An 18,489-nucleotide genomic window follows, 5' to 3' on the forward strand; every position below is an offset into this window, starting at 1 on the left:
TCAGGGGTGGATCTTCTCGCCCCTGGCGAGCATCTCGACGAACTGCGCGATGCGCCGCGCGCGGGTCTCGGGCTTCTTCGCGCTCTGGGTGCGGAACAGCACCGCGAAGCGGTTGCGCGCATCGAGCGCGGCGAAGAACTTCGCGGCCTTCCTGTTGGCGTCGAGCGCGGCCCGCAGGTCGGGCGGCACGGTTGCTACGCTCGAGGCCTCGTAGGCGGCCTCCCAGCGGCCGTCGGCCTTGGCGCGTTCCACCTCGGCCAGGCCGCCGGGCTGCATGCGGCCTTCCTCGATCAGCCGCAGCGCCTTGGCGCGGTTGATCTGCGACCAGGTGCTGCGCTTCGTGCGCGGCGTGTAGCGCTGCAGGAAATGCGTGTCGCTCTCGCTCTTGCGCTGGCCGTCGATCCAGCCATGGCACAGCGCGAGATCGAGCGCCTGCGCGGTATCGACCGAGGCGATGCCGCTGGCCTTCTTCGCGAGCCGCAGCCAGACGCCGGCATGGCTCGCGTGGTGGCGCTCGTACCAGCGCGCGAGCGCGGCGGCGTCGGCGCATTCGACCGGCGTGTCGTCGACGATGCGCTCGGCCGCGGTGGACGCCTTCTTCGCCGGAGCTTTCTTTGCTGCCGTCACGGCACCCACCAGTAGCGCAGCGCGTGGAAGAAGATGGGCGCCGCGAAGATCACCGAGTCGAGCCGGTCGAGCATGCCGCCGTGGCCCTCGATCATCGAACCCCAGTCCTTCACGCCGCGGTCGCGCTTGATGGCCGACATCACGAGGCCGCCGAAGAAGCCCATCAGGCAGATGGTCAGCGACATCAGCGCGGCCTGCCAGGGGTTGAAGGGCGTGGCCCACGACAGCGCGGCGCCGAGCGCGGTGGCGCTCGCGATGCCGCCGATCAGGCCCTCCCAGGTCTTCGAGGGCGAGAGCTCGGGGGCCACCTTGCGCTTGCCGAACAGCTTGCCCCAGATGTACTGCAGCACGTCGCTGCCCTGCACCACGATCACGAGGAAGGCGATCAAGAGCAGGTTGCGGCCCTCGAAGCCCGGGATCTGCAGGGTGAGCAGCGCCGGCACGTGGCTGATGCAGAACACGCAGACCATCAGGCCCCACTGGATCTTCGAGGTGCGCTCGAGGAAGCGCCGCGTGTCGCCGCCCACGGCCGCGAGGATCGGCAGCACCAGGAAGGCATAGACCGGAATGAAGATCGAATAGAGGCCGTACCAGTCGATCCAGACCAGGAAGTACTGCACCGGCAGGCCGATGTAGAAGGCGGCCGCGATCGCGTGGTGGTCGCCGCGCCGGGTGTAGGCCAGGCTGATGAACTCGCGCAGCGCGTAGAACGAGATCAGGTAGAACAGCACGATCACGCCGCCCTTGCCGAAGGCGAAAGCGAGCCCGATCGCCGCCACCATCACCCACCAGGCATTGACGCGCGCGTTGAGGTTGTCGATCACCGAATGCGGCTGGCCGTGCGCCACGCGCCACTTGAGCACGGCGCCGATGCCCGAGGCCAGCAGCAGCACGCCGAGCACGCCGCCGAACAATTGCAGGGTGGTCTGCGCGAAGGGCGAGAGCTCGATCATGCGGCGCTCCCCGGGGTCGGCTGCGGCGTCTCGTCGAGGCGGTCGTACTCGGGCCGCAGGTCGAGCATGGCGGTGCGCGCACGCGCCAGGAAGCTCAGCTTGTCCTCGCCCTCGGCCAGCACGATCGGCGTGCCGAAGCGCACCGTGCAGGCCAGCGGGATCGGCACCAGCGTGCCCTTGGGCAGCACGCGCTTGAGGTTCTCGATCCACACCGGCACCAGCCGCACGTTGGGGCAGGCGCGCGCGAGGTGGAACAGCCCGCTCTTGAGCGGCAGCAGGATCTCGTCGCCGGTGTTGCGCGTGCCCTCGGGGAACATGATCAGCGAGTCGCCGGCCTCGAGCGCGGCCTTCATTTGCTCGACCGGGTTGTCGCCCTGGCCCGAGCCGTCGCGCCGGATCATCAGCGCGTTGAACACGTCGGCGCCGATGAACTGGCGCAGCTTCGAGGCCATCCAGTAGTCCAGCCCCGCCACCGGCCGCGTGAGCGCGCGCAGGTCGGGGGGCAGCGTGGCCCACAGCAGCACGAAGTCGCCATGGCTGGTGTGGTTGGCGAAGTAGAGCGTCTGCTCGGCCTTGGGGCTGGTGCCCGACCAGATGGCGCGCACGCCGGTCAGGAGGCCCGCGGCGCCGATGATCAGCTTGCCCGCGACCACGGCGAGCGCGCGGCGCACGATGCCGGACGAAGGTTCGGGGGAGGGAGCGTCGTTCAAGTGAGGTCCTGTGTCATGAGGGCGAGCAGGAACATCGCGCTCTGGCAGGCGACCACGATGGCGTGGCGCTGCAGCAGCTGGCGGGTGCCCTGCGCGCGGTCGGCCAGCGGCCGCGCGGCGGAAGAAGCGTCGTCGGCGCGCAGTCCGAGCCGCGCCAGCGCCTGGTCGAGCGCCTCGAGCGTGGCGATGGTGCCGCGCGCGAGGTCGTCGAACAGTGCCTGGTCGAGTCGCAGCCGGAACGCGAAGTAGCGCTCGAGCACGCCGAGGATGGCGACGGCGCCGAAGGCCATGCTCGGCGTGGTGGGCAGCGAGCGCAAGGTGAGCGCGAGCACGAGTGCCGCGATCGCGCTGAGCGCGAAACCCCAGAGGGCCAGCACGCCGGCCGCGCGCAGCAGGCCGGCGAGCGCGGCGCAGGTGGCGCGGTCGGTGTCATTCATGGGGCGCTGCTCCGGTGGTGACGGTGGGAGCGCCGAGCGGCGCGAGCGCGGCGAACCAGGCCGGCCGCAGCACGATCTGCGGCCGCGCGCGGCGCACCGCGGCCTCGGCCGTCGCCAGCCCGTCGGCGGCACTGGCCACGCCATGCGTGCCGAGCCAGGCGATGGTCGCGGCCGCGCTGCGCGAGAAGCCGAGCGCGCAGCAGACCCAGACCGGGCCGCCACGCGCGGCGCGCCGCTGGCCCTCGATCGCCGCGGCCGCGCGCCGCAGCCGCTGCGAGGGCGGCACCACGAGGTCGAGCAGCGGCACGCAGCGCGCGCCGGCGGCATCGCGCGGCACCTGCAACTCGGCGCTGAGGCTCACCAGCCGCGGCCGGCCCGCGGCCTGCCATTCGGCCGGCGTGGGCAGGCGACCGAGCCAGAGCCCGGGCACCACCTCGGCCGCGGGCGGCAGGCCGCGCGTCCACAGCCGCGCGTTGAGCGCCGCGCCGAGCCGGTAGGGCGCGAGCAGCCAGCGCGCGGCCCAGCCCATGCGGCCCTGGCCGTCCATCTGGAAGCCGCGCGCGCCGAAGCCCGCGTAGTTGAGCGCCACCAGCGCCAGCGAGGCCGCGGGCCAGGCCAGCCACAGCGCCCAGCCGCCGCCCCACAGCGCGAGCGCGAGGCAGGCCAGCGCGCCCAGCGCATAGCAGGCCGCGAGCTTCCGGCGTTGCGGATCGCGCGCGAGCCGCCAGGCGCGCGGCATCGAGACCGTGCGCCGCAGCGGCCACAGCCAGATGCAGAAGAGGCCCAGCAGCGCGCCGGTCGGGATGTCGATGAAGTGGTGCTGCCAGGTGGTCAGCACCGAGGCGCAGATCGCGAAGGCCCACAGGTGCAGCACGGCGCGCGCCCAGCGCGGCCGGATGAACTGCCGATACCAGTCCCACAGGATCACCGCCAGCGCGATGTGCAGCGAGGGCGCCTGGTTGTAGGGCTGGTCGAAGCCGCGCAGCGCCGCGAACAGGAAGGCCGGCGGGCCCTCGACCGCGGGCTGGCCGAAGCTGAAGTGCAGCGGCCAGATCACGAAGCAGCTGCAGGCGATCAGCGTGGCGCTGACCAGCCGCGCGCCGTGGCGGTCGAGCGTGTGGCGGTCGCGCGCGAGGAACAGCGACAGCGCATAGAAGACGTTGATGGTCCAGTAGGGAAAGATGGTCCAGGGCCAGAACGGCACCTGGCGTTCCCACGCGAAGGCCATCGATGGCACCTGCGCGCGCGTGGTGGCCCACCAGTTGGCGAGGCCGTAGGTCAGGTAGAACAGCGGCCCCAGCAGCACCAGCCAGCCGGCGGCGCGCTTCCAGGGTCTCGCCGCGAACCAGGCGCGCATGGCGTCGCTCAGTGCTCGGTGCGCCGGGCCAGCGAGACGGTGAAGATGCCCCACTCGTCGCTGCGCTGGTCGATCTTGCGGAAGCCCGCCTCCTCCACCAGCTGGTCCATCTCGACCTGCGTGCGGCGGCGCATCACCCAGGCCTCGCCCTGGCGGTGGCTGGTGAGCGCGCGCGCGATCATCTCGAGCTGCGGATGCCAGGGCTGGCCGGTGTAGACCAGGTAGCCGCCGTCCTCCACCGCGTCGCCCACGCCCGCGAGCGAGCGCCGCACCATCTCGTTGTCGGGGAACAGCTCGTACAGCCCCGACACCACCGCCAGCGTGGGCCGCGGCGTCACGCTCGCGAGGCTCATGCGGTCGAAGGCGTCGGCCTGCACGAACTGGGCGACGTCCTCCAGCCCCTTCTCGGCGATCAGCGCGCGGCCGTCGCGCACGTTGATCTCGCTGTAGTCGCGCAGCAGGATCGAGCTGGCCTTGACCGGGCTCGCGAGCACCGCGTCGAGCACGTAGCGGCCATGGCCGGCGGCGATGTCCATCAGCCGCACCTCGCGGTGCATCTCGGCCAGCCGCTCCATCGCGATGCGCAGCAGCTCCTCGACGTGGATCTTGCGCTGCCGGATGCCGCGCCAGCCGATGGCATCGAGGTAGTTGCGGTCGATGGCGCGGCCCATGGCGCCCTTGCCCTGCGCGACGTTGCGGTAGACGTAGTCGAGCGTGCTGCCCGAGTCGAAGCCGGTGTCGTGGCCCAGCTTCACGCCCTCGGACAGCCCGCCGCCGAAGCGCAGCCCGGCGCGCGTGAGCGACCAGTAGAGGCCGCGCGGCGACAGCGCCGGCAGCGGCGCGGCCAGCGCGCGCGATTCCTCGGCGGTCTCGCCCTCGAGGTGCGCGCCGCGGCGGTCGACCGGCGCGGGCGCCTCGTCGAACAGGCGCAGCACGAATTCGCGGATGGCCTGCACCGCGGGTGCGCGGTCCTTCTCGCCCAGCGTGTCGTGGAAGAAGCCCGGCAGCACCGTCTTGGTCTTGACCGCGCTGCCCAGCCGTTCGAAGAACTGGTGCTGCGGCTTGTGGTGCACCACCCAGTCGGCGCCCGAGATCAGCAGCTGCACCGGCAGCGTGATCGCGTTGGCGTCGGCCACCACGCGCTCGGCCGCCTCGTACAGGCCCAGCAGGATGTTGACCGCGATCGGCCGCGTGATCAGCGGGTCGCTCTCGTAGCTCGCGATGCGCGCGGGGTCGTGCGTGAGGAACCTGGCCTTGACGTAGCTGTTGACGAAGAACAGGCCGCGCAGCTTGTGCATCAGCGCCAGGCCCGGCCGCGCGAAGGGCACGTAGAGCTTGACCTTGAAGGCCGGCGAGGCCAGCGTGAGGCCGCGCACCTTGGGCGCGTAGTCGTGGGCCCAGGTCGCGGCCAGCACCGCGCCCACGCTCTGCGCGATCACGTGGATGTCGTGCTCGGCCACGCCGTGCGCGCCGACGATGTGCTGCACGAAGGTCTGCACGTCGCGCACCGAGGTGCCGAAGCTGGGGCTGTAGCCGCGCTGGCCCGGCGAGCGGCCGTGGCCGCGCGCGTCCCAGGCGAAGAAGTCGAAGTCGGGCAGGTCGAGCTCGTCGACCAGGTGCGCCATGCGCGCGCCGTGCTCGTGGCCGCGGTGGAACAGCACGATGGCGCCGCGCCGCGCGGGGCCGGTGGCCGGCCAGTGGCGGTAGAACAGCGACTCGCCGTCGTGGGTGCGGAACTGGCGTTCCGCGAGCGGTCGCCGGGTGATGGAAGACGGCGAGGCGCCGGTGTCGAAATCGGTGGTGTTGTCGTTCATTGAATCCCTGTTGTTTCTTTTAGCGTGGCGGCGGTCGCGCCTTCGGCTTCGGCGAGCGCGCGGCGCACGCGGTTGACCACGGTCCAGGCCACGAGCAGCGCCACCAGCGGCATCAGCCAGGCGGTCCAGCCCGGCAGCGGGCCGCCGAGCGCCACGTAGAGGCCGAGCGCGCCGAACACGAAGGCACGGTCGCTCTTGCCGAGCGGCCCATCGTAGCGGCGCGAGGCACCGACCGTGGGGCCGAGCGCGCCGGCGAATTCGCTGAGCCCGGCCAGCACGATCACGGTGCCGACCCAGAACGGGCTGAAGGGCTGCACCAGCACGAAGGGCAGGTACAGCGCGGCGTCGGAGACCACGTCGGTGAGTTCGTTGAGGAAGGCGCCGAGCCGGCTTTGCTGGTGGTGCTCGCGCGCCAGCATGCCGTCGATGGCGTTGAAGGCCATGCGCACGAACATCCAGGCCGGGATCAGCCCGAAGGCCGCGAGCGAGGGCGCGGCCAGGTAGAGCCACAGCCCGAGGGCCAGCGAGACCGCGCAGGCGCTCAGCGTGACCTGGTTGGCGGTGACGCCCCGTGCATGCAGGCCGACCACGAGCGGCCGAAGCAGGGCCTGGAAACGCGGCTTCAGTTCGTAGATCGACACCGTCGTGATCCCCTCTTCATTCTGGTCGGGGCATTCTGCCAGCGCAGGCGAGCGCTCCTGTAGGCGCAGGTCCCGCCTGCAAAAGCCCGCGGAAACCCGCGAAAGGCCCTCGTGGCGCCGTGGCCGCGGGCCGTCCGCGGCGGCGGGGCAGCCACTAAACTCGCCGCACCCCCCGCGCCCATGACCATCCAGACCGACGACTTCGCCCCCGCCCCGCAACGCGTGGTGTCCGCCGCGCCCGCCTCGCCCAACGAGGAGGCGATCGAGCGGGCCCTGCGCCCCAAGCTGCTCGACGAGTACGTCGGCCAGGCCAAGGTGCGCGAGCAGCTCGAGATCTTCATCGGCGCCGCGCGCAAGCGCCGCGAGGCGCTCGACCACGTGCTGCTGTTCGGCCCGCCGGGCCTGGGCAAGACCACGCTGTCGCACATCGTCGCGGCCGAGCTCGGCGTGAACCTGCGCCAGACCTCGGGCCCGGTTCTCGAGAAGCCCAAGGACCTGGCGGCGCTCTTGACCAACCTCGAGCCCAACGACGTGCTGTTCATCGACGAGATCCACCGGCTGAGCCCGGTCGTCGAGGAAATCCTCTACCCGGCGCTCGAGGACTACCAGATCGACATCATGATCGGCGAGGGCCCGGCCGCGCGCAGCATCAAGCTCGACCTGCAGCCCTTCACGCTGGTGGGCGCCACCACGCGCGCGGGCATGCTCACCAATCCGCTGCGCGACCGCTTCGGCATCGTCGCGCGGCTGGAGTTCTACACGCCCGAGGAGCTCGCCCTGATCGTGCGCCGCAGCGCCGGCCTGCTCAAGGTCGAGACCGACGAGGCCGGCGGCTTCGAGATCGCGCGCCGCTCGCGCGGCACGCCGCGCATCGCCAACCGGCTGCTGCGCCGCGTGCGCGACTATGCCGAGGTCAAGGGCGACGGCCGCATCACCGAGGAGATCGCGCACAAGGCGCTGGCCATGCTCGACGTCGACCCGCAGGGCTTCGACCTGATGGACCGCAAGCTGCTCGAGGCCGTGGTGCACCGCTTCGACGGCGGCCCGGTGGGGCTCGACAACGTCGCGGCCAGCATCGGCGAGGAGCGCGACACCATCGAGGACGTGATCGAGCCCTACCTGATCCAGCAGGGCTACCTGCAGCGCACGCCGCGCGGGCGCATCGCCACCCTGGCCGCCTACCGCCACCTCGGCGTGGCGCCGCCCTCGGGCCGCGCCGAGGGCCAGGACCTTTTCGGAACTTGAGAGACTTTTCAGCATGCACACCCATGACCTGAGCGCGTGGCAGCACGAGCACCACTTCGGCACCGACAACGAACGCGCGGAGCGCAGCACCCGGCTCGTGATGTGGATCACCGCCGCGATGATGGCGGTCGAGATCGGCGCCGGCTGGTGGTTCAACTCGATGGCGCTGCTGGCCGACGGCTGGCACATGAGCTCGCACGCGCTGGCCATCGGCCTCAGCGCCTTCGCCTATGCGGCCGCGCGGCGCTATGCGCGCGACCCGCGCTTCGCCTTCGGCACCTGGAAGATCGAGGTGCTCGGCGGCTTCGCGAGCGCGCTGATGCTGCTGGGCGTGGCGGCGCTGATGGTGGTGGGCTCGCTCGAGCGGCTGTGGTCGCCGGCGGCGATCCACTATCCCGAGGCGATCTCGGTGGCGGTGCTCGGGCTGCTGGTCAACCTGGTCTGCGCGCGGCTGCTGGGCGGGGCGCATCACCACCATGGGCATGACCACGGGCATGCGCACGACCATGATCATCACCACGCGCACGGCGAGCATGGCCACGACCTGAACCTGCGCTCGGCCTACATCCACGTGGTGGCCGATGCCGCCACCTCGGTGCTCGCGATCGCGGCGCTGCTCGGCGGCTGGTTCTACGGCTGGGCCTGGCTCGATCCCGCGATGGGCATCGTGGGCGCCGTGCTGGTCGCGGTCTGGGCCAAGAACCTGCTGAAGGAAACCGGACGCGTGCTGCTCGACCGCGAGATGGATCACCCGGTGGCCGAGGAGATCCGCGAGGGCATCGAGACCGGCCTGGCCGATTCGCTCACGCGCGTGGCCGACCTGCACGTGTGGCGCGTGGGCCGCGAGGCCTATGCCTGCGCGCTCACGGTGGTGACCCATTCGGCCACGCTCACGGCCGACCAGGTGCGGGCCTGCTTCTCGATGCACGAGGAGATCCGGCACTCGACGGTCGAGATCCAGCGCTGCCACGACTGACGCGACCGCCGGCGCACGGCGTCAGTCCGGCGGCCGCGCGTGCCGCACGATCAGCGTCTGCGCCACGTAGTAGGTCGCGAGCACCCACAGCTGCGCCAGCGGCAGCGGCGCCACGAAGCGGTTGGTCGCGAGCAGTGAGTCGCTCAGCATGAAGAAGCAGGCGCCCGCCGCCACCCAGCCCGCGGCGGCGTCGCGCAGCACGAAGGCCCGGCCCAGCGCCTGGGCCGCCATGCAGGCGATCACCAGCACGTAGAGCGCGACCGGGATGCGCAGCGCGGCCGGCAATCCGCCCAGCCACAGGAAGGCGTACATCGCCGCGCCGATCGCCAGCGTGACCGCCAGCGCCGTCGGCCGCGGGAAGAAGCCCACGCCGAGGCGGAACACGCCGATGTAGGCCAGGTGCGCGAGCAGGAAGCACACGAGGCCGGGCACGAACAGCGAGGCCGGGCCCATCAGCAGCACGTCGCCCGCGAGCGAGCCGACCAGGCCCGCGACCAGCAGCGCGTCGAAGCGCGTCATGCCGCCGGGCCGCGCCAGCGCGCGCCGCGCGGCGATGAAGACCGCGATCGCGAGCGCCAGCGGCTTGGTCGCGTGGTGCAGCCAGGGCAGGCCGAGCGCGGCGCTCGCGGTGGCCAGCGCTGCGGCTTCCACCAGCAGCGCCTCGGCGATCGAGAGCCGCCCCTGCAGCACGCCGCCGATGGCCCACAGCGCGGCGGTGAGCGCGGCCAGCCACACGCTCGAACGCGAGAGCGGCATGCCGTCGGAGAACCACAGGAACACCGCCACGGCCGCGAGCAGCAGCAGGAACTGCACGCCCGCGAACCACTGCGCGCCGCGGCCCACTTCGGGCTCGTAGCGCCGCACCTGCGCGATGTCGAAGGCCGGCTTCGGAAAGCGCGCCGCCACGTCGGCCGGCCGCCAGCCCGGCGGCTTGAGCCACACGCGCAGCTTGTCGGCCCAGCTGCGCGCATGCCATGAATCCCTGGCCAGGCCCCAGTAGACCTCGGCGTTGGCCCACAGCGGGTCCCAGCTCGCGAGCGGGCTGCGCGTGCCGTAGACGCAGCGCTCGTCCTCTTCCTTGAAGCTGCCGAACAGCCGGTCCCACACGATCAGGATGCCGCCGTAGTTGCGGTCGAGGTAGCGGTCGTTGACCGCGTGGTGCACGCGGTGGTTCGAGGGCGAGCAGAACCAGCGGTCGAACCAGCCGAGCTTGCCGACCTGCTCGGTGTGGACCCAGAACTGGTAGAGCAGGTCGACCAGCGAGACCACGGCGAACACCAGCGGCGGCACGCCCGCGGCCGCCATCGGCAGGTAGAAGATCCAGCCCAGCAGCGCGCCGCTCGAGGTCTGGCGCAGCGCGGTCGAGAGGTTGTAGTGCTGGCTCTGGTGGTGCACCACGTGCGCGGCCCACAGCACGGCCGACTCGTGGCCCATGCGGTGCAGCCAGTAGTAGCAGAAGTCGTAGAACACCAGCGCCAGCAGCCAGCCGTACCAGGTGGTCCAGAAGTCGGTGTCGGGGAACAGCGCCACGGCCGAGTACACCGCCGTGTAGATGCCGATGCGCAGCAGGCCGGTGAGCACCGCGCTGATCTGGCTCAGCATGCCCAGGCCGATGCTGTTGACCGCGTCGGCGAGGCGGTAGGTGTCCTGCCCCGTGCCGCGGCGCGCGCGCACGCGGCCGACCGCGAACTCGATCGCGATCAGCAGGAAGAAGACGGGGGTCGCGAGGACGATGATCTGGCCAGGGCGCATCGCGCGATTGTGGGCCGCGCCTGCGTGGGGACGTCATCGGGATGTCACGCACTTGCCATGGCCGGGTCATGCGGGACCGCCAATCTATCGGTCCATGCAACGCGACGATGCTTTTCTGCGCGCATGGCGCGACACCGCGGTCCAGCCCCCCGAGGCGGAGGACGAGGACGTTTCGCGTCCGGTTCAGCGTTTCAGGACGCTGTGGATCTCCGACCTGCACCTCGGAACGCCAGGCTGCCAGGCGCGGGCGTTGCTGGACTTCCTCAAGCACACCGAGTGCGAGACCCTGTTCCTGGTCGGCGACATCATCGACGGCTGGCAGCTCAAGCGGCACTGGTACTGGCCGCAGGCGCACAACGACGTGATCCAGAAGCTGCTGCGCAAGGCGCGCAAGGGCACGCGCGTGATCTTCATCCCGGGCAACCACGACGAGTTCGCGCGCAAGTACCTCAATCACAACTTCGGCGGCATCGACGTGGCCGAGGAATGGATCCACGAGACCGCCGACGGCCGCAAGCTCTGGATCATCCACGGCGACCTGTTCGACGGCGTGATCCAGTGCGCCAAGTGGCTGGCCTACGTGGGCGACTCGCTCTACGAATTCACGCTCAAGCTCAACCGCCACCTCAACTCGCTGCGCGCGCGCCTGGGGCTGCCGTACTGGTCGCTGTCGAAGTACCTCAAGGGCAAGGTCAAGCGCGCCGTGAGCTACGTCGGCGACTTCGAGAACGCCGTGGCGCGCGAGGCCCGCAACCGCGGCGCGCAGGGCGTGGTCTGCGGCCACATCCACCATGCCGAGATGCGCGACATCGACGGCATCCTCTACTGCAACGACGGCGACTGGGTCGAGAGCCTCACGGCGCTGGCCGAGCATGCCGATGGACAGCTCGAGATCATCGAATGGTCGGCGCACATGCCGGTGCCGTCGAAGGTCGCGCCGGCGCGCGAGGCCGTGGCGGCCTGAGACCCGTCCCGTTCAGGGATAGGCGGCTTCGCACAGCGCCAGCACCTCGCCGCGCAACCAGCGGTGCGAGGCATCCTGGTCGAGCCGCGGATGCCAGATCGCCGAGACGTTGAAGGGCGGTGTCGGCACGGGCAGCTCGAAGTGCCGCAGGCCCAGGGCCGCGGCATGGCCGGGCGTGAACGGATTGCCGAGGCAGGAGTGCGGGACAACGGCCAGCAGGTCGGACTGCCGCGCGACCTGCATCGCGTGGGTGTAGGCCGGCACCACCATCGCCACCTGCCGCGACAGGCCGCGCGCGGCCAGCGCGTCGTCGACCGGATGGTCCATCTCGCCGGCGCGCGAGGCCACCACGTGGCCGCAGGCCGCATAGCGTTCGGCGGCGATCTCCGTCTCGTCGAGCAGCGGATGGCCGCTGCGGCACACGCCCACGTAGCGGTCGCGGAACAGCCGGCGCGTGCGCAGTTCGGGCGCCGTGGTTTTCACCGTGCCGAGCTCCAGGTCGATTCCGCCCTCGCGCAGCGGCCGGGCGTCCCAGTCGGGCTTGGGCGCGAAGCGAAGCCGCACCCGCGGCGCGGCCTGCCGGATCCGCGCCAGCAAGGGCGCGGCGAGCAGGTCGATGAAGCCCTCGCCGGCGCGCAGCGTGAAGCATTGGTCGAGCGTGGCGATCTGCAGCGCATGGTCGGCCGGGGCCAGCGCGGCCTGTGCCTCGCGCGCCAGCGCCGGGATGCGTTCGCGCAGCCGCATCGCGTAGGGCGTGAGCACGAGGCCGCGGCCGGCCTGCAGCAAGAGCCGGTCGCCCGTGGCCTCGCGCAGGCGCGTGAGCGTGCGGCTCATGGCGGACACGCTGAGCTCGAGCCGCCGCGCCGCGCCGGTCACGCTGCCCTCGGTCAGCAGGGCATCGAGGGCGGGCAACAGGTTGAGGTCGACGCGGGGCATGGCGCCAGCATAGGGCAGGAGCGGCCATGCGTGGCGTCTGGCGCAATCATTGGTTGCAGTCCAGGCGTCTGGTGCAAATGACAGGGCGTTCCCAGAATTCGAGGCATCGCAGCCAACAAGGAGCACGCCTCATGTCCCACCCACCACACAGCATCCTCGTCGTCGGCGCCTCGCGCGGCCTCGGTCATGCCATCGCGGCCGAATTCCTCAAGAAGGACTGGAAGGTCATGGGCACGGTCCGGGGAACGGCCCGCACCCTGCTGCACGATCTGGCCGATGCGCATCCCGGCCGCGTCGAGATCGAGTCGCTCGACATCACGGACCCCGGGCAGATCCAGGCCCTGCGCGAGCGGCTGGCCGACCGCCGGTTCGACATCCTGTTCGTCAATGCCGGCACCACCAATCCCGATCCGACCCAGACCATCGGCGAGGTCTCGACCGAGGACTTCGTGAACCTCATGGTCGCCAATGCGCTGAGCCCGATGCGGGTGGTCGAAAGCCTCGCGGGCAACGTCCCGCCGGACGGCCTGATCGGCGTCATGTCGTCGGGGCAGGGCAGCATCGCCGACAACGAGACGGGCCAGCGCGAGGTCTATCGCGGCAGCAAGGCGGCGCTGAACCAGTTGCTGCGCAGCTTCGCCGCGCGGCAGGCCGGAACGCCGCGTGCCCTGCTGGCGATGGCGCCCGGCTGGGTGCGCACCGAGCTGGGCGGGCCCGAGGGCCGGCTGACGATCGAGCAGAGCGTGCCGAGCCTGGTCGAAGTGATGCTCGCGAAGCGTGGGCGGCCCGGGCTCGAGTACCTGGACTACCGGGGGCGCACGGTGGCGTGGTGAGGCGGGTGCGCCGCGCTAGGGTTGCGCGCTGCCTTCGTTGAGCCTGCGACGTCCCAGCGGCGTGATGGCAAAGATCACCGCGGGGCGGCCATCCGGCCGTTCCGGACTCGGCAACTGCGCCTTGATCATCCCGGCGGCCTCCAGGACGATGGCGCTGCGGACGTCCTTCTCGTCGGCGATGACCAGCGGGAACGAGGCGTCTTCGATGCGGCGAAGAAGCTCCATGGGCATTTTCAGGTCTCCAAGGCTGTGACACAGACCGAATGCACGAAAAGTGACTCGAGCGTCGCGAAACAGACTTTACGTCTGGATGGCATTCATGCCGTGACTTTTGTCACATGGTGGCGCAATAATACGGGTTCACCATTAATACGCAGGTATCAACAAATGTCGGTTTTTACCTGCTGCCAATGCAGTGTGACCCACCTGAACCGGATCCAGCGCAGCACCTGGATGCGTTTCTTTCCCTGGCTGCGCGCCTACCAGTGCAGCCGCTGCGGCAAGGTTCAGCTGCTGTCGAAGCGGGCGGTCGACGAAGCGCTGGCGGCGCATACCTCGAGGGTTGCGCGCCATTCGGGGGGACGCCCCGTCGATCGAAAATCCCAGGGCCTTGGCGATGCGTCGAAGCGCAGTCCCGACATGAGTTGACGCGCCGGCAGGCGCCGAGGAAAAAGCCCCCAAAGAACCCCGCAAAGGAAAAGCCCGCTTGTCCAATGGACAGCGGGCTTTGCTTTGTGTGGTGGCTCTTCACGGACTCGAACCGCGGACCTGTGGATTATGATTCCATCGCTCTAACCGACTGAGCTAAAGAGCCGAGCCTGTGATTATAGCCCAGGCTTTTCGCACAGTTCAACCACCGCGCGAAGCTTGTGCGCCCGGCAGCTTGCCGAGCTCCTCGGACACCAGCCGCACCACCAGCTTGTCGAGCGTCTGCACCGAGTAGTTGCCCACGTCGTGCACGGTCTGCGTGCCCGGGCCGCTCGCGGGATCGGCGGCGTTCCGGTAGGTCAGGAACACGAAGCGCCCGCCGGTGTATTGCGCGATCTGGCGCTGGATGTATTCGCCCTGCCTGTCGAGGCCCGAGGCGCCCACGCTCAGCACCTTGATGCCCTTGCCGAGCGCGGCGACCATGCTGTCGTCGTACTGCGGACCGGGATAGTCCAGGTGCGGCGGCGCGTCGGCCAGCAGCATCACGAGCCGCGTGGTGTCGTCGCCGCGCCAGTTCATGCGCTGCACCGTCTCGTGCAGGGCCTCGTTCATCGCCTCGGGATAGTCGCCGCCGCCCGCGGCCTGCAGCGCGTCGAGCACGCCCTGGAAGGCATCGAGGTCGTTGGTGAAGTCGTGCCGGCGCACCACGAACTCGTCGTGGATGTCGCGGTAGGCGACGAGGCCGAAGCAGGTGTCGGGCCGGCTCGGCAGGCGCGCGACCTGGCCGGCGATGTCGCGCAGCGTGCTGCGCAGGCGGGCGATCTCGTCGCCCATCGAGCCGGTGGCGTCGATCAGGAACACCAGGTCGAGCTGCGCGCGCGCGGGACGGGCGCCGGGGCGCTCGAGCACCACGTCGACCGCGTTCTTCTGGCCGCGGCGCAGGAACGAGCTCGCCTGGCGGCCGTTCTTGCGCACGGTCACTTCGTAGACCGCGCTCGGCTCGGCATCGAAGGCCCTGGGATGCAGCCAGGCGCGTCCGCCCGCATCGGTGCGGGCCCACATCGCGGCGCCGTTCGCGGCCTGCACGGCGACCTCGGCATCGGGCACCACGTTGCCCTGCGCATCGCGCACCTGCAGCAGGTAGCGCTCGCCGACGTCGCGCTCGCGGTGCGCGACCCGGGTGCGCTGGCGGAAGGCCAGGTACTCGCCGAAGTCGGCGTTGTCGTCGACCATGCCTGCCGTGACGGGCTCGTTCGCGGGGCGTGGGGCGACGGCGATCGGGGCCGGGGCGGGCGGCGGCGGGGCTTCCATGGTCGACGGGCTTGCCAGCCTGGCGCTGGCGTCGGCCATGGGCGCCGTTCTGGACGCGAGGGCTTCCATGGCGGGCGCGGACCGCAGCGCCGGCTTGGCGACAGCTCCCACGACGGGCCGGTGCTGCGCGATCCGGCCGGTGCCCGGCGTCTCGCTGGTCTGGATCGGCCGCGCGCAATGCTTCGCCGATGGCGCCTCGAAGTTCGGCATCGCCGGTTCGATGCGGCGCGCCGGGGTCGCCGCTTCGGTCGCCGGCACGGCCGGGGCCGGCCAGCGCGCGGCGGTGGCGCCGTCGTCGCGGCGGATGGGCGCTTCGGTGGCGCCACAGGCGCCCAGGAACAGCGACGCGCACAACAGCGCGACGAGGGGGCGGCGAAGGCGAGAGGCTCGGATCGGGATCATGAAAGCGGCTCCGTGGAGTGATCGGTGCAGGCTGTTACGGCCCGCCGCCGCCAGCGGGGTTAAGCCGTTGCATCTTTTTTCGGGCCGCGCCAACCCCGCGCCGCGCAGCCATGCGTACAAGTCGAGGTGAGAATCCACCGATGTCCGCGCTGCCCCGCGCCCGTTCCGCCACCGCCAGCCCGGCCGCGCCCGATGCGACCGGCCGCGACGCCATGCCCGACGATCAGCTGATGCTGGCCTACGCGCGCGGCGACGCCGCCGCCTTCGACGTGCTCTATGCGCGCCACGAGGGCGGTCTGTTCCGCTTCGTGCGGCGGCTGCTGGGCGCGCGACTCGCGTCGCAGGCCGACGAGGTGTTCCAGGACACCTGGGTGCGGATCATCACGGCGCGCGAGAGCTTCTCGCCGCAGGGCGCGGCCTGGCGCACCTGGGCCTTCACGATCGCGCACAACCTCGCGATGGACCGGCTGCGCGTGAGCGGGCGCGAAGTCGCGCTCGACGGCCACGCGGGCGAGGACGACGAGGCCATTCCGGCGCTCGAGCGCGGCGTGCACGGTGCTTCGGACGACGTGGCCACCCATCCCTCGGCCGAGGAGCTCGCGTTCTGGCGCGCCGCGGGCCGGCGCCTGCTGGCCTGCCTCGACGAGCTGCCCGCCGAGCAGCGCGCGGCCTTCCTGCTGCACCACGAGGACGGCCTGACGGTGGAGGCGCTGTCCGCCAGCCTGCAGATCGGGTTCGAGACGGTGCGCAGCCGGCTGCGCTACGGGCTGCAGAAGCTGCGTGGCTGCATGGAACGCTACCTCGCGGTGCTGGAGGGCGCGCGATGAGCACGGGATTCGACGACGACGAGCTGCGCGACGCGCGCCTGCGCCGCGCGCTCGAGCATGCGCCGGACGCCGGGGCGCTGCCCGATCCGCGCACGCGCGAGGCGATCCGCAAGATGGCGCACAACCTCGTGGCAGCGACGCCGCCGGCCGCCGCGCCCACGGCACAGCCCTGGTGGCGGCGGCTCTTCGGCGGCGGCGGCCCGCGCGGTCGCATGCCATGGAACGCGGCCTTCGCGACCTTGCTGGTGGTCGGCTTCGTCACCGTGCTGTGGCGGCAGGAGCCGGTGCCCGATGCGCGGCTCGATGGCGAGGCGCGCGTGGGTGGCGCGGCGGCGGAAGCGCCGTCGGCGCCCCCTCCCGCGCATGCCGCCGCGCCCGCCGAGCCTGCCGCTTCCGTCGACGCCCCAAGCCCGGCGCCCGAGGCACCGACCGCCGACGCGGTGCGCAAGCAGGCCGAATCGGCCGTGGCGCCTCGGCGTGCGCCGACGCCCTTGCCCGAGAAGCGGCGCGCACCGGACGAGCCGGCGGCCAAGCCGCGCGAACCGGCCGCCGAGACCGCTCCGCTGGCGGCCGAGTCGTTCCGCAAGAGCGAGAGCGAACGCGCCGCCGTCCGTCGCGATGCCGATGACGCGGCCGGCGCCCTCGCGCGGCCCGCGCCTCCGCCGCCCCTGGCGTACGCGCCGGCGCCGCAGGCCGAACTCGCTGCGCCTTCGGCGGCGCCGCGAGCACGCCTGGCGGCCGCGCCGAGCGCCACGCCTTTTGCCGTGCTGGAGCGCTGGACCACCTGGTCCACGACGGACGACCCCGCCGGCGGCCACGCCCGCGATGCCATCGAGGCCTTCCCCGCGCTGCTGGGCGCGGTCGCGCGTTCGGCCACCGCGCCCGATGCGCCGCTGGCCGCGCCGGTCGAGACGCGCATCGCGCTCCATCGCGGCCGCAGCCTGGTCGCGGTGCTCGAGATCGCGGGCGACCAGGTGCGCTGGTCGCCGCAGCCCGGCGGCGCGGCCTTCGTCGGCACGCCGCCCGCGCAGGCGCTCGCCTCGCTGCGCGCCGCGCTCGAGCGCGCACGCGAAATGCCTTCGACGCCGCGGCGTTGAAGGCGTCGGGTTTCGGGGCAAAAAAAAGCGGGCCGTCCGGCCCGCCCGCCCTCAGGCGTTCTTGAAGTCCGGCTGGCGCTTGGTCAGGAAGGCGTCCATGCCTTCCTTCTGGTCCTGCGTCGCGAACAGCGCATGGAACAGCCGGCGCTCGAACATCACGCCGTCGCTCAGGCCGCTCTCGAAGGCGCGGTTGACCGACTCCTTGGCCGCGATCACCGAGATCTGCGAGAAGCCGCAGATCACCAGCGCGGCGCCCAGCGCCTCGTCGGCCAGCTTCTCGAACGGCACCACGCGGCTCACGAGGCCCGCGCGCTCGGCTTCGGCGGCGTCCATCATGCGGGCGGTCAGCACCATGTCCATGGCCTTGCTCTTGCCCACCGCGCGCGGCAGGCGCTGCGTGCCGCCGGCGCCGGGGATCACGCCGATCTTGATCTCGGGCTGGCCGAACTTGGCGTTGTCGGCCGCGATGATGAAGTCGCACATCATCGCGAGCTCGCAGCCGCCGCCGAGCGCGAAGCCGGCCACGGCGCCGATCACCGGCTTGCGGATCGAGCGGATGGTCTCCCAGTTGCGCGTGATGTAGTCGCCCTTGTAGGTGTCGATGAAGCTGTACTTGGCCATCGCCGCGATGTCGGCGCCGGCCGCGAAGGCGCGCTCGCTGCCGGTGAGGATGATGCAGCCGATGGCGTCGTCGGCGTCGAAGGCCTTCAGGGCCTGGCCCAGCTCGGTCATCAGCGCGTCGTTGAGCGCGTTGAGCGCCTTCGGGCGGTTGAGGGTGATGATGCCGACCTTGCCAGCTTCGGTCCGCACTTCGATGTTCTCGTAGCTCATGGTGTCTCCGGGGAAGGGAAGAAAAACGCGCTTCACTATACCCACGGTGCCGTGCGCCACCGTGGCACGGGGCTGCTGGCCGCGGCCTTCGCCCTTCCCGCTGCATGGCTTTGTTGAGAATTGTTCTC

The 18,489-nt window shown here is 71.3% G+C and carries 19 protein-coding genes and 1 tRNA gene; 7 read left to right on the forward strand and 13 right to left on the reverse strand.

Translation table 11 applies throughout. From position 1 onward, the window contains the following. The 7 genes from ACEN9J_RS24365 to ACEN9J_RS24395 are packed head-to-tail and all read right to left on the reverse strand — an operon-like array spanning nt 1 to nt 6,539. Nucleotides 1–627, reverse strand: coding sequence for a YdeI/OmpD-associated family protein (locus ACEN9J_RS24365; RefSeq protein ID WP_409976536.1), 627 nt, complete (start codon nt 625–627; stop codon nt 1–3). Beyond that, a complete protein-coding gene (locus tag ACEN9J_RS24370) occupies nt 624–1,580 on the reverse strand; it encodes a phosphatidate cytidylyltransferase (RefSeq protein WP_057590780.1) in 957 nt (318 codons plus the stop codon). Before ACEN9J_RS24370 ends, ACEN9J_RS24365 begins: the two co-directional genes overlap by 4 nt. Beyond that, nucleotides 1,577–2,290 carry a lysophospholipid acyltransferase family protein gene (locus ACEN9J_RS24375; RefSeq protein WP_413762283.1) on the reverse strand — a complete coding sequence of 238 codons (714 nt, stop codon included), beginning with the start codon at nt 2,288–2,290 and terminating at the stop codon, nt 1,577–1,579. Before ACEN9J_RS24375 ends, ACEN9J_RS24370 begins: the two co-directional genes overlap by 4 nt. Continuing rightward, a complete protein-coding gene (locus tag ACEN9J_RS24380; protein ID WP_413762284.1) occupies nt 2,287–2,727 on the reverse strand; it encodes a hypothetical protein in 441 nt (146 codons plus the stop codon). Before ACEN9J_RS24380 ends, ACEN9J_RS24375 begins: the two co-directional genes overlap by 4 nt. Next, nucleotides 2,720–4,084 carry a phosphatase PAP2/dual specificity phosphatase family protein gene (locus ACEN9J_RS24385; protein WP_413762285.1) on the reverse strand — a complete coding sequence of 455 codons (1,365 nt, stop codon included), beginning with the start codon at nt 4,082–4,084 and terminating at the stop codon, nt 2,720–2,722. The genes ACEN9J_RS24380 and ACEN9J_RS24385 overlap by 8 nt, the downstream gene beginning before the upstream one ends. A gap of 8 nt (nt 4,085–4,092) precedes the next feature. Then, nucleotides 4,093–5,898: a bifunctional alpha/beta hydrolase/class I SAM-dependent methyltransferase gene (locus tag ACEN9J_RS24390; protein WP_261211549.1), complete on the reverse strand. Its 1,806-nt coding sequence runs from the start codon at nt 5,896–5,898 to the stop codon at nt 4,093–4,095. Next, the gene (locus tag ACEN9J_RS24395) at nt 5,895–6,539 is read right to left on the reverse strand and encodes a CDP-alcohol phosphatidyltransferase family protein (RefSeq protein WP_057590784.1); all 645 of its coding nucleotides are present in this window, start codon (nt 6,537–6,539) and stop codon (nt 5,895–5,897) included. The genes ACEN9J_RS24390 and ACEN9J_RS24395 overlap by 4 nt, the downstream gene beginning before the upstream one ends. Nucleotides 6,540–6,719: 180 nt before the next feature. Between ACEN9J_RS24395 and ruvB the strand changes: the two genes are divergently transcribed. After that, nucleotides 6,720–7,784 carry a Holliday junction branch migration DNA helicase RuvB gene (gene ruvB / locus ACEN9J_RS24400; protein ID WP_057590785.1) on the forward strand — a complete coding sequence of 355 codons (1,065 nt, stop codon included), beginning with the start codon at nt 6,720–6,722 and terminating at the stop codon, nt 7,782–7,784. Between the two features lie 13 nt (nt 7,785–7,797). Then, the gene (gene dmeF / locus ACEN9J_RS24405; protein ID WP_057590786.1) at nt 7,798–8,760 is read left to right on the forward strand and encodes a CDF family Co(II)/Ni(II) efflux transporter DmeF; all 963 of its coding nucleotides are present in this window, start codon (nt 7,798–7,800) and stop codon (nt 8,758–8,760) included. Nucleotides 8,761–8,781: 21 nt separating this feature from the next. On the opposite strand, the gene ACEN9J_RS24410 is transcribed toward dmeF, so the two are convergent. Next, nucleotides 8,782–10,512, reverse strand: coding sequence for a lysoplasmalogenase family protein (locus ACEN9J_RS24410; RefSeq protein WP_413762286.1), 1,731 nt, complete (start codon nt 10,510–10,512; stop codon nt 8,782–8,784). Nucleotides 10,513–10,606: 94 nt separating this feature from the next. On the opposite strand from ACEN9J_RS24410, the gene ACEN9J_RS24415 reads away from it, so the two are divergent. After that, nucleotides 10,607–11,476, forward strand: a complete 870-nt coding sequence (locus ACEN9J_RS24415; protein WP_057596912.1) for a UDP-2,3-diacylglucosamine diphosphatase — start codon at nt 10,607–10,609, stop codon at nt 11,474–11,476. Nucleotides 11,477–11,488: 12 nt separating this feature from the next. Here the strand turns inward: ACEN9J_RS24415 and ACEN9J_RS24420 are convergent, their stop codons facing one another. Next, nucleotides 11,489–12,412 (reverse strand): LysR family transcriptional regulator, encoded by a 924-nt coding sequence (locus ACEN9J_RS24420; RefSeq protein ID WP_413762287.1) that lies wholly within the window; start codon nt 12,410–12,412, stop codon nt 11,489–11,491. A gap of 131 nt (nt 12,413–12,543) precedes the next feature. Here ACEN9J_RS24420 and ACEN9J_RS24425 point away from each other — a divergent pair, with 131 nt between their 5' ends. Continuing rightward, nucleotides 12,544–13,245 carry an SDR family NAD(P)-dependent oxidoreductase gene (locus tag ACEN9J_RS24425; RefSeq protein ID WP_413762288.1) on the forward strand — a complete coding sequence of 234 codons (702 nt, stop codon included), beginning with the start codon at nt 12,544–12,546 and terminating at the stop codon, nt 13,243–13,245. 15 nt (nt 13,246–13,260) lie between these two features. Here the strand turns inward: ACEN9J_RS24425 and ACEN9J_RS24430 are convergent, their stop codons facing one another. After that, nucleotides 13,261–13,476 (reverse strand): hypothetical protein, encoded by a 216-nt coding sequence (locus ACEN9J_RS24430; protein WP_057596915.1) that lies wholly within the window; start codon nt 13,474–13,476, stop codon nt 13,261–13,263. Between the two features lie 186 nt (nt 13,477–13,662). On the opposite strand from ACEN9J_RS24430, the gene ACEN9J_RS24435 reads away from it, so the two are divergent. Continuing rightward, nucleotides 13,663–13,893 (forward strand): hypothetical protein, encoded by a 231-nt coding sequence (locus ACEN9J_RS24435; RefSeq protein ID WP_057598046.1) that lies wholly within the window; start codon nt 13,663–13,665, stop codon nt 13,891–13,893. Nucleotides 13,894–13,982: 89 nt separating this feature from the next. Here ACEN9J_RS24435 and ACEN9J_RS24440 read toward each other — a convergent pair. Next, nucleotides 13,983–14,059, reverse strand: a tRNA-Met gene (locus ACEN9J_RS24440). Between the two features lie 35 nt (nt 14,060–14,094). Continuing rightward, nucleotides 14,095–15,606: a vWA domain-containing protein gene (locus ACEN9J_RS24445; protein ID WP_413762289.1), complete on the reverse strand. Its 1,512-nt coding sequence runs from the start codon at nt 15,604–15,606 to the stop codon at nt 14,095–14,097. Between the two features lie 140 nt (nt 15,607–15,746). Between ACEN9J_RS24445 and ACEN9J_RS24450 the strand changes: the two genes are divergently transcribed. Together ACEN9J_RS24450 and ACEN9J_RS24455 are read left to right on the forward strand one after the other, a co-directional pair. Further along, the gene (locus tag ACEN9J_RS24450) at nt 15,747–16,433 is read left to right on the forward strand and encodes a sigma-70 family RNA polymerase sigma factor (RefSeq protein ID WP_413762290.1); all 687 of its coding nucleotides are present in this window, start codon (nt 15,747–15,749) and stop codon (nt 16,431–16,433) included. Beyond that, nucleotides 16,430–17,530 (forward strand): hypothetical protein, encoded by a 1,101-nt coding sequence (locus ACEN9J_RS24455; RefSeq protein WP_413762291.1) that lies wholly within the window; start codon nt 16,430–16,432, stop codon nt 17,528–17,530. The genes ACEN9J_RS24450 and ACEN9J_RS24455 overlap by 4 nt, the downstream gene beginning before the upstream one ends. A gap of 51 nt (nt 17,531–17,581) precedes the next feature. Here the strand turns inward: ACEN9J_RS24455 and ACEN9J_RS24460 are convergent, their stop codons facing one another. Further along, nucleotides 17,582–18,361: an enoyl-CoA hydratase gene (locus ACEN9J_RS24460; RefSeq protein ID WP_019656299.1), complete on the reverse strand. Its 780-nt coding sequence runs from the start codon at nt 18,359–18,361 to the stop codon at nt 17,582–17,584. Nucleotides 18,362–18,489 lie beyond the last annotated feature (128 nt).

The sequence above is a fragment of the Variovorax sp. Varisp41 genome, from assembly GCF_047325085.1.
Taxonomy (GTDB): Bacteria; Pseudomonadota; Gammaproteobacteria; order Burkholderiales; family Burkholderiaceae_C; genus Variovorax.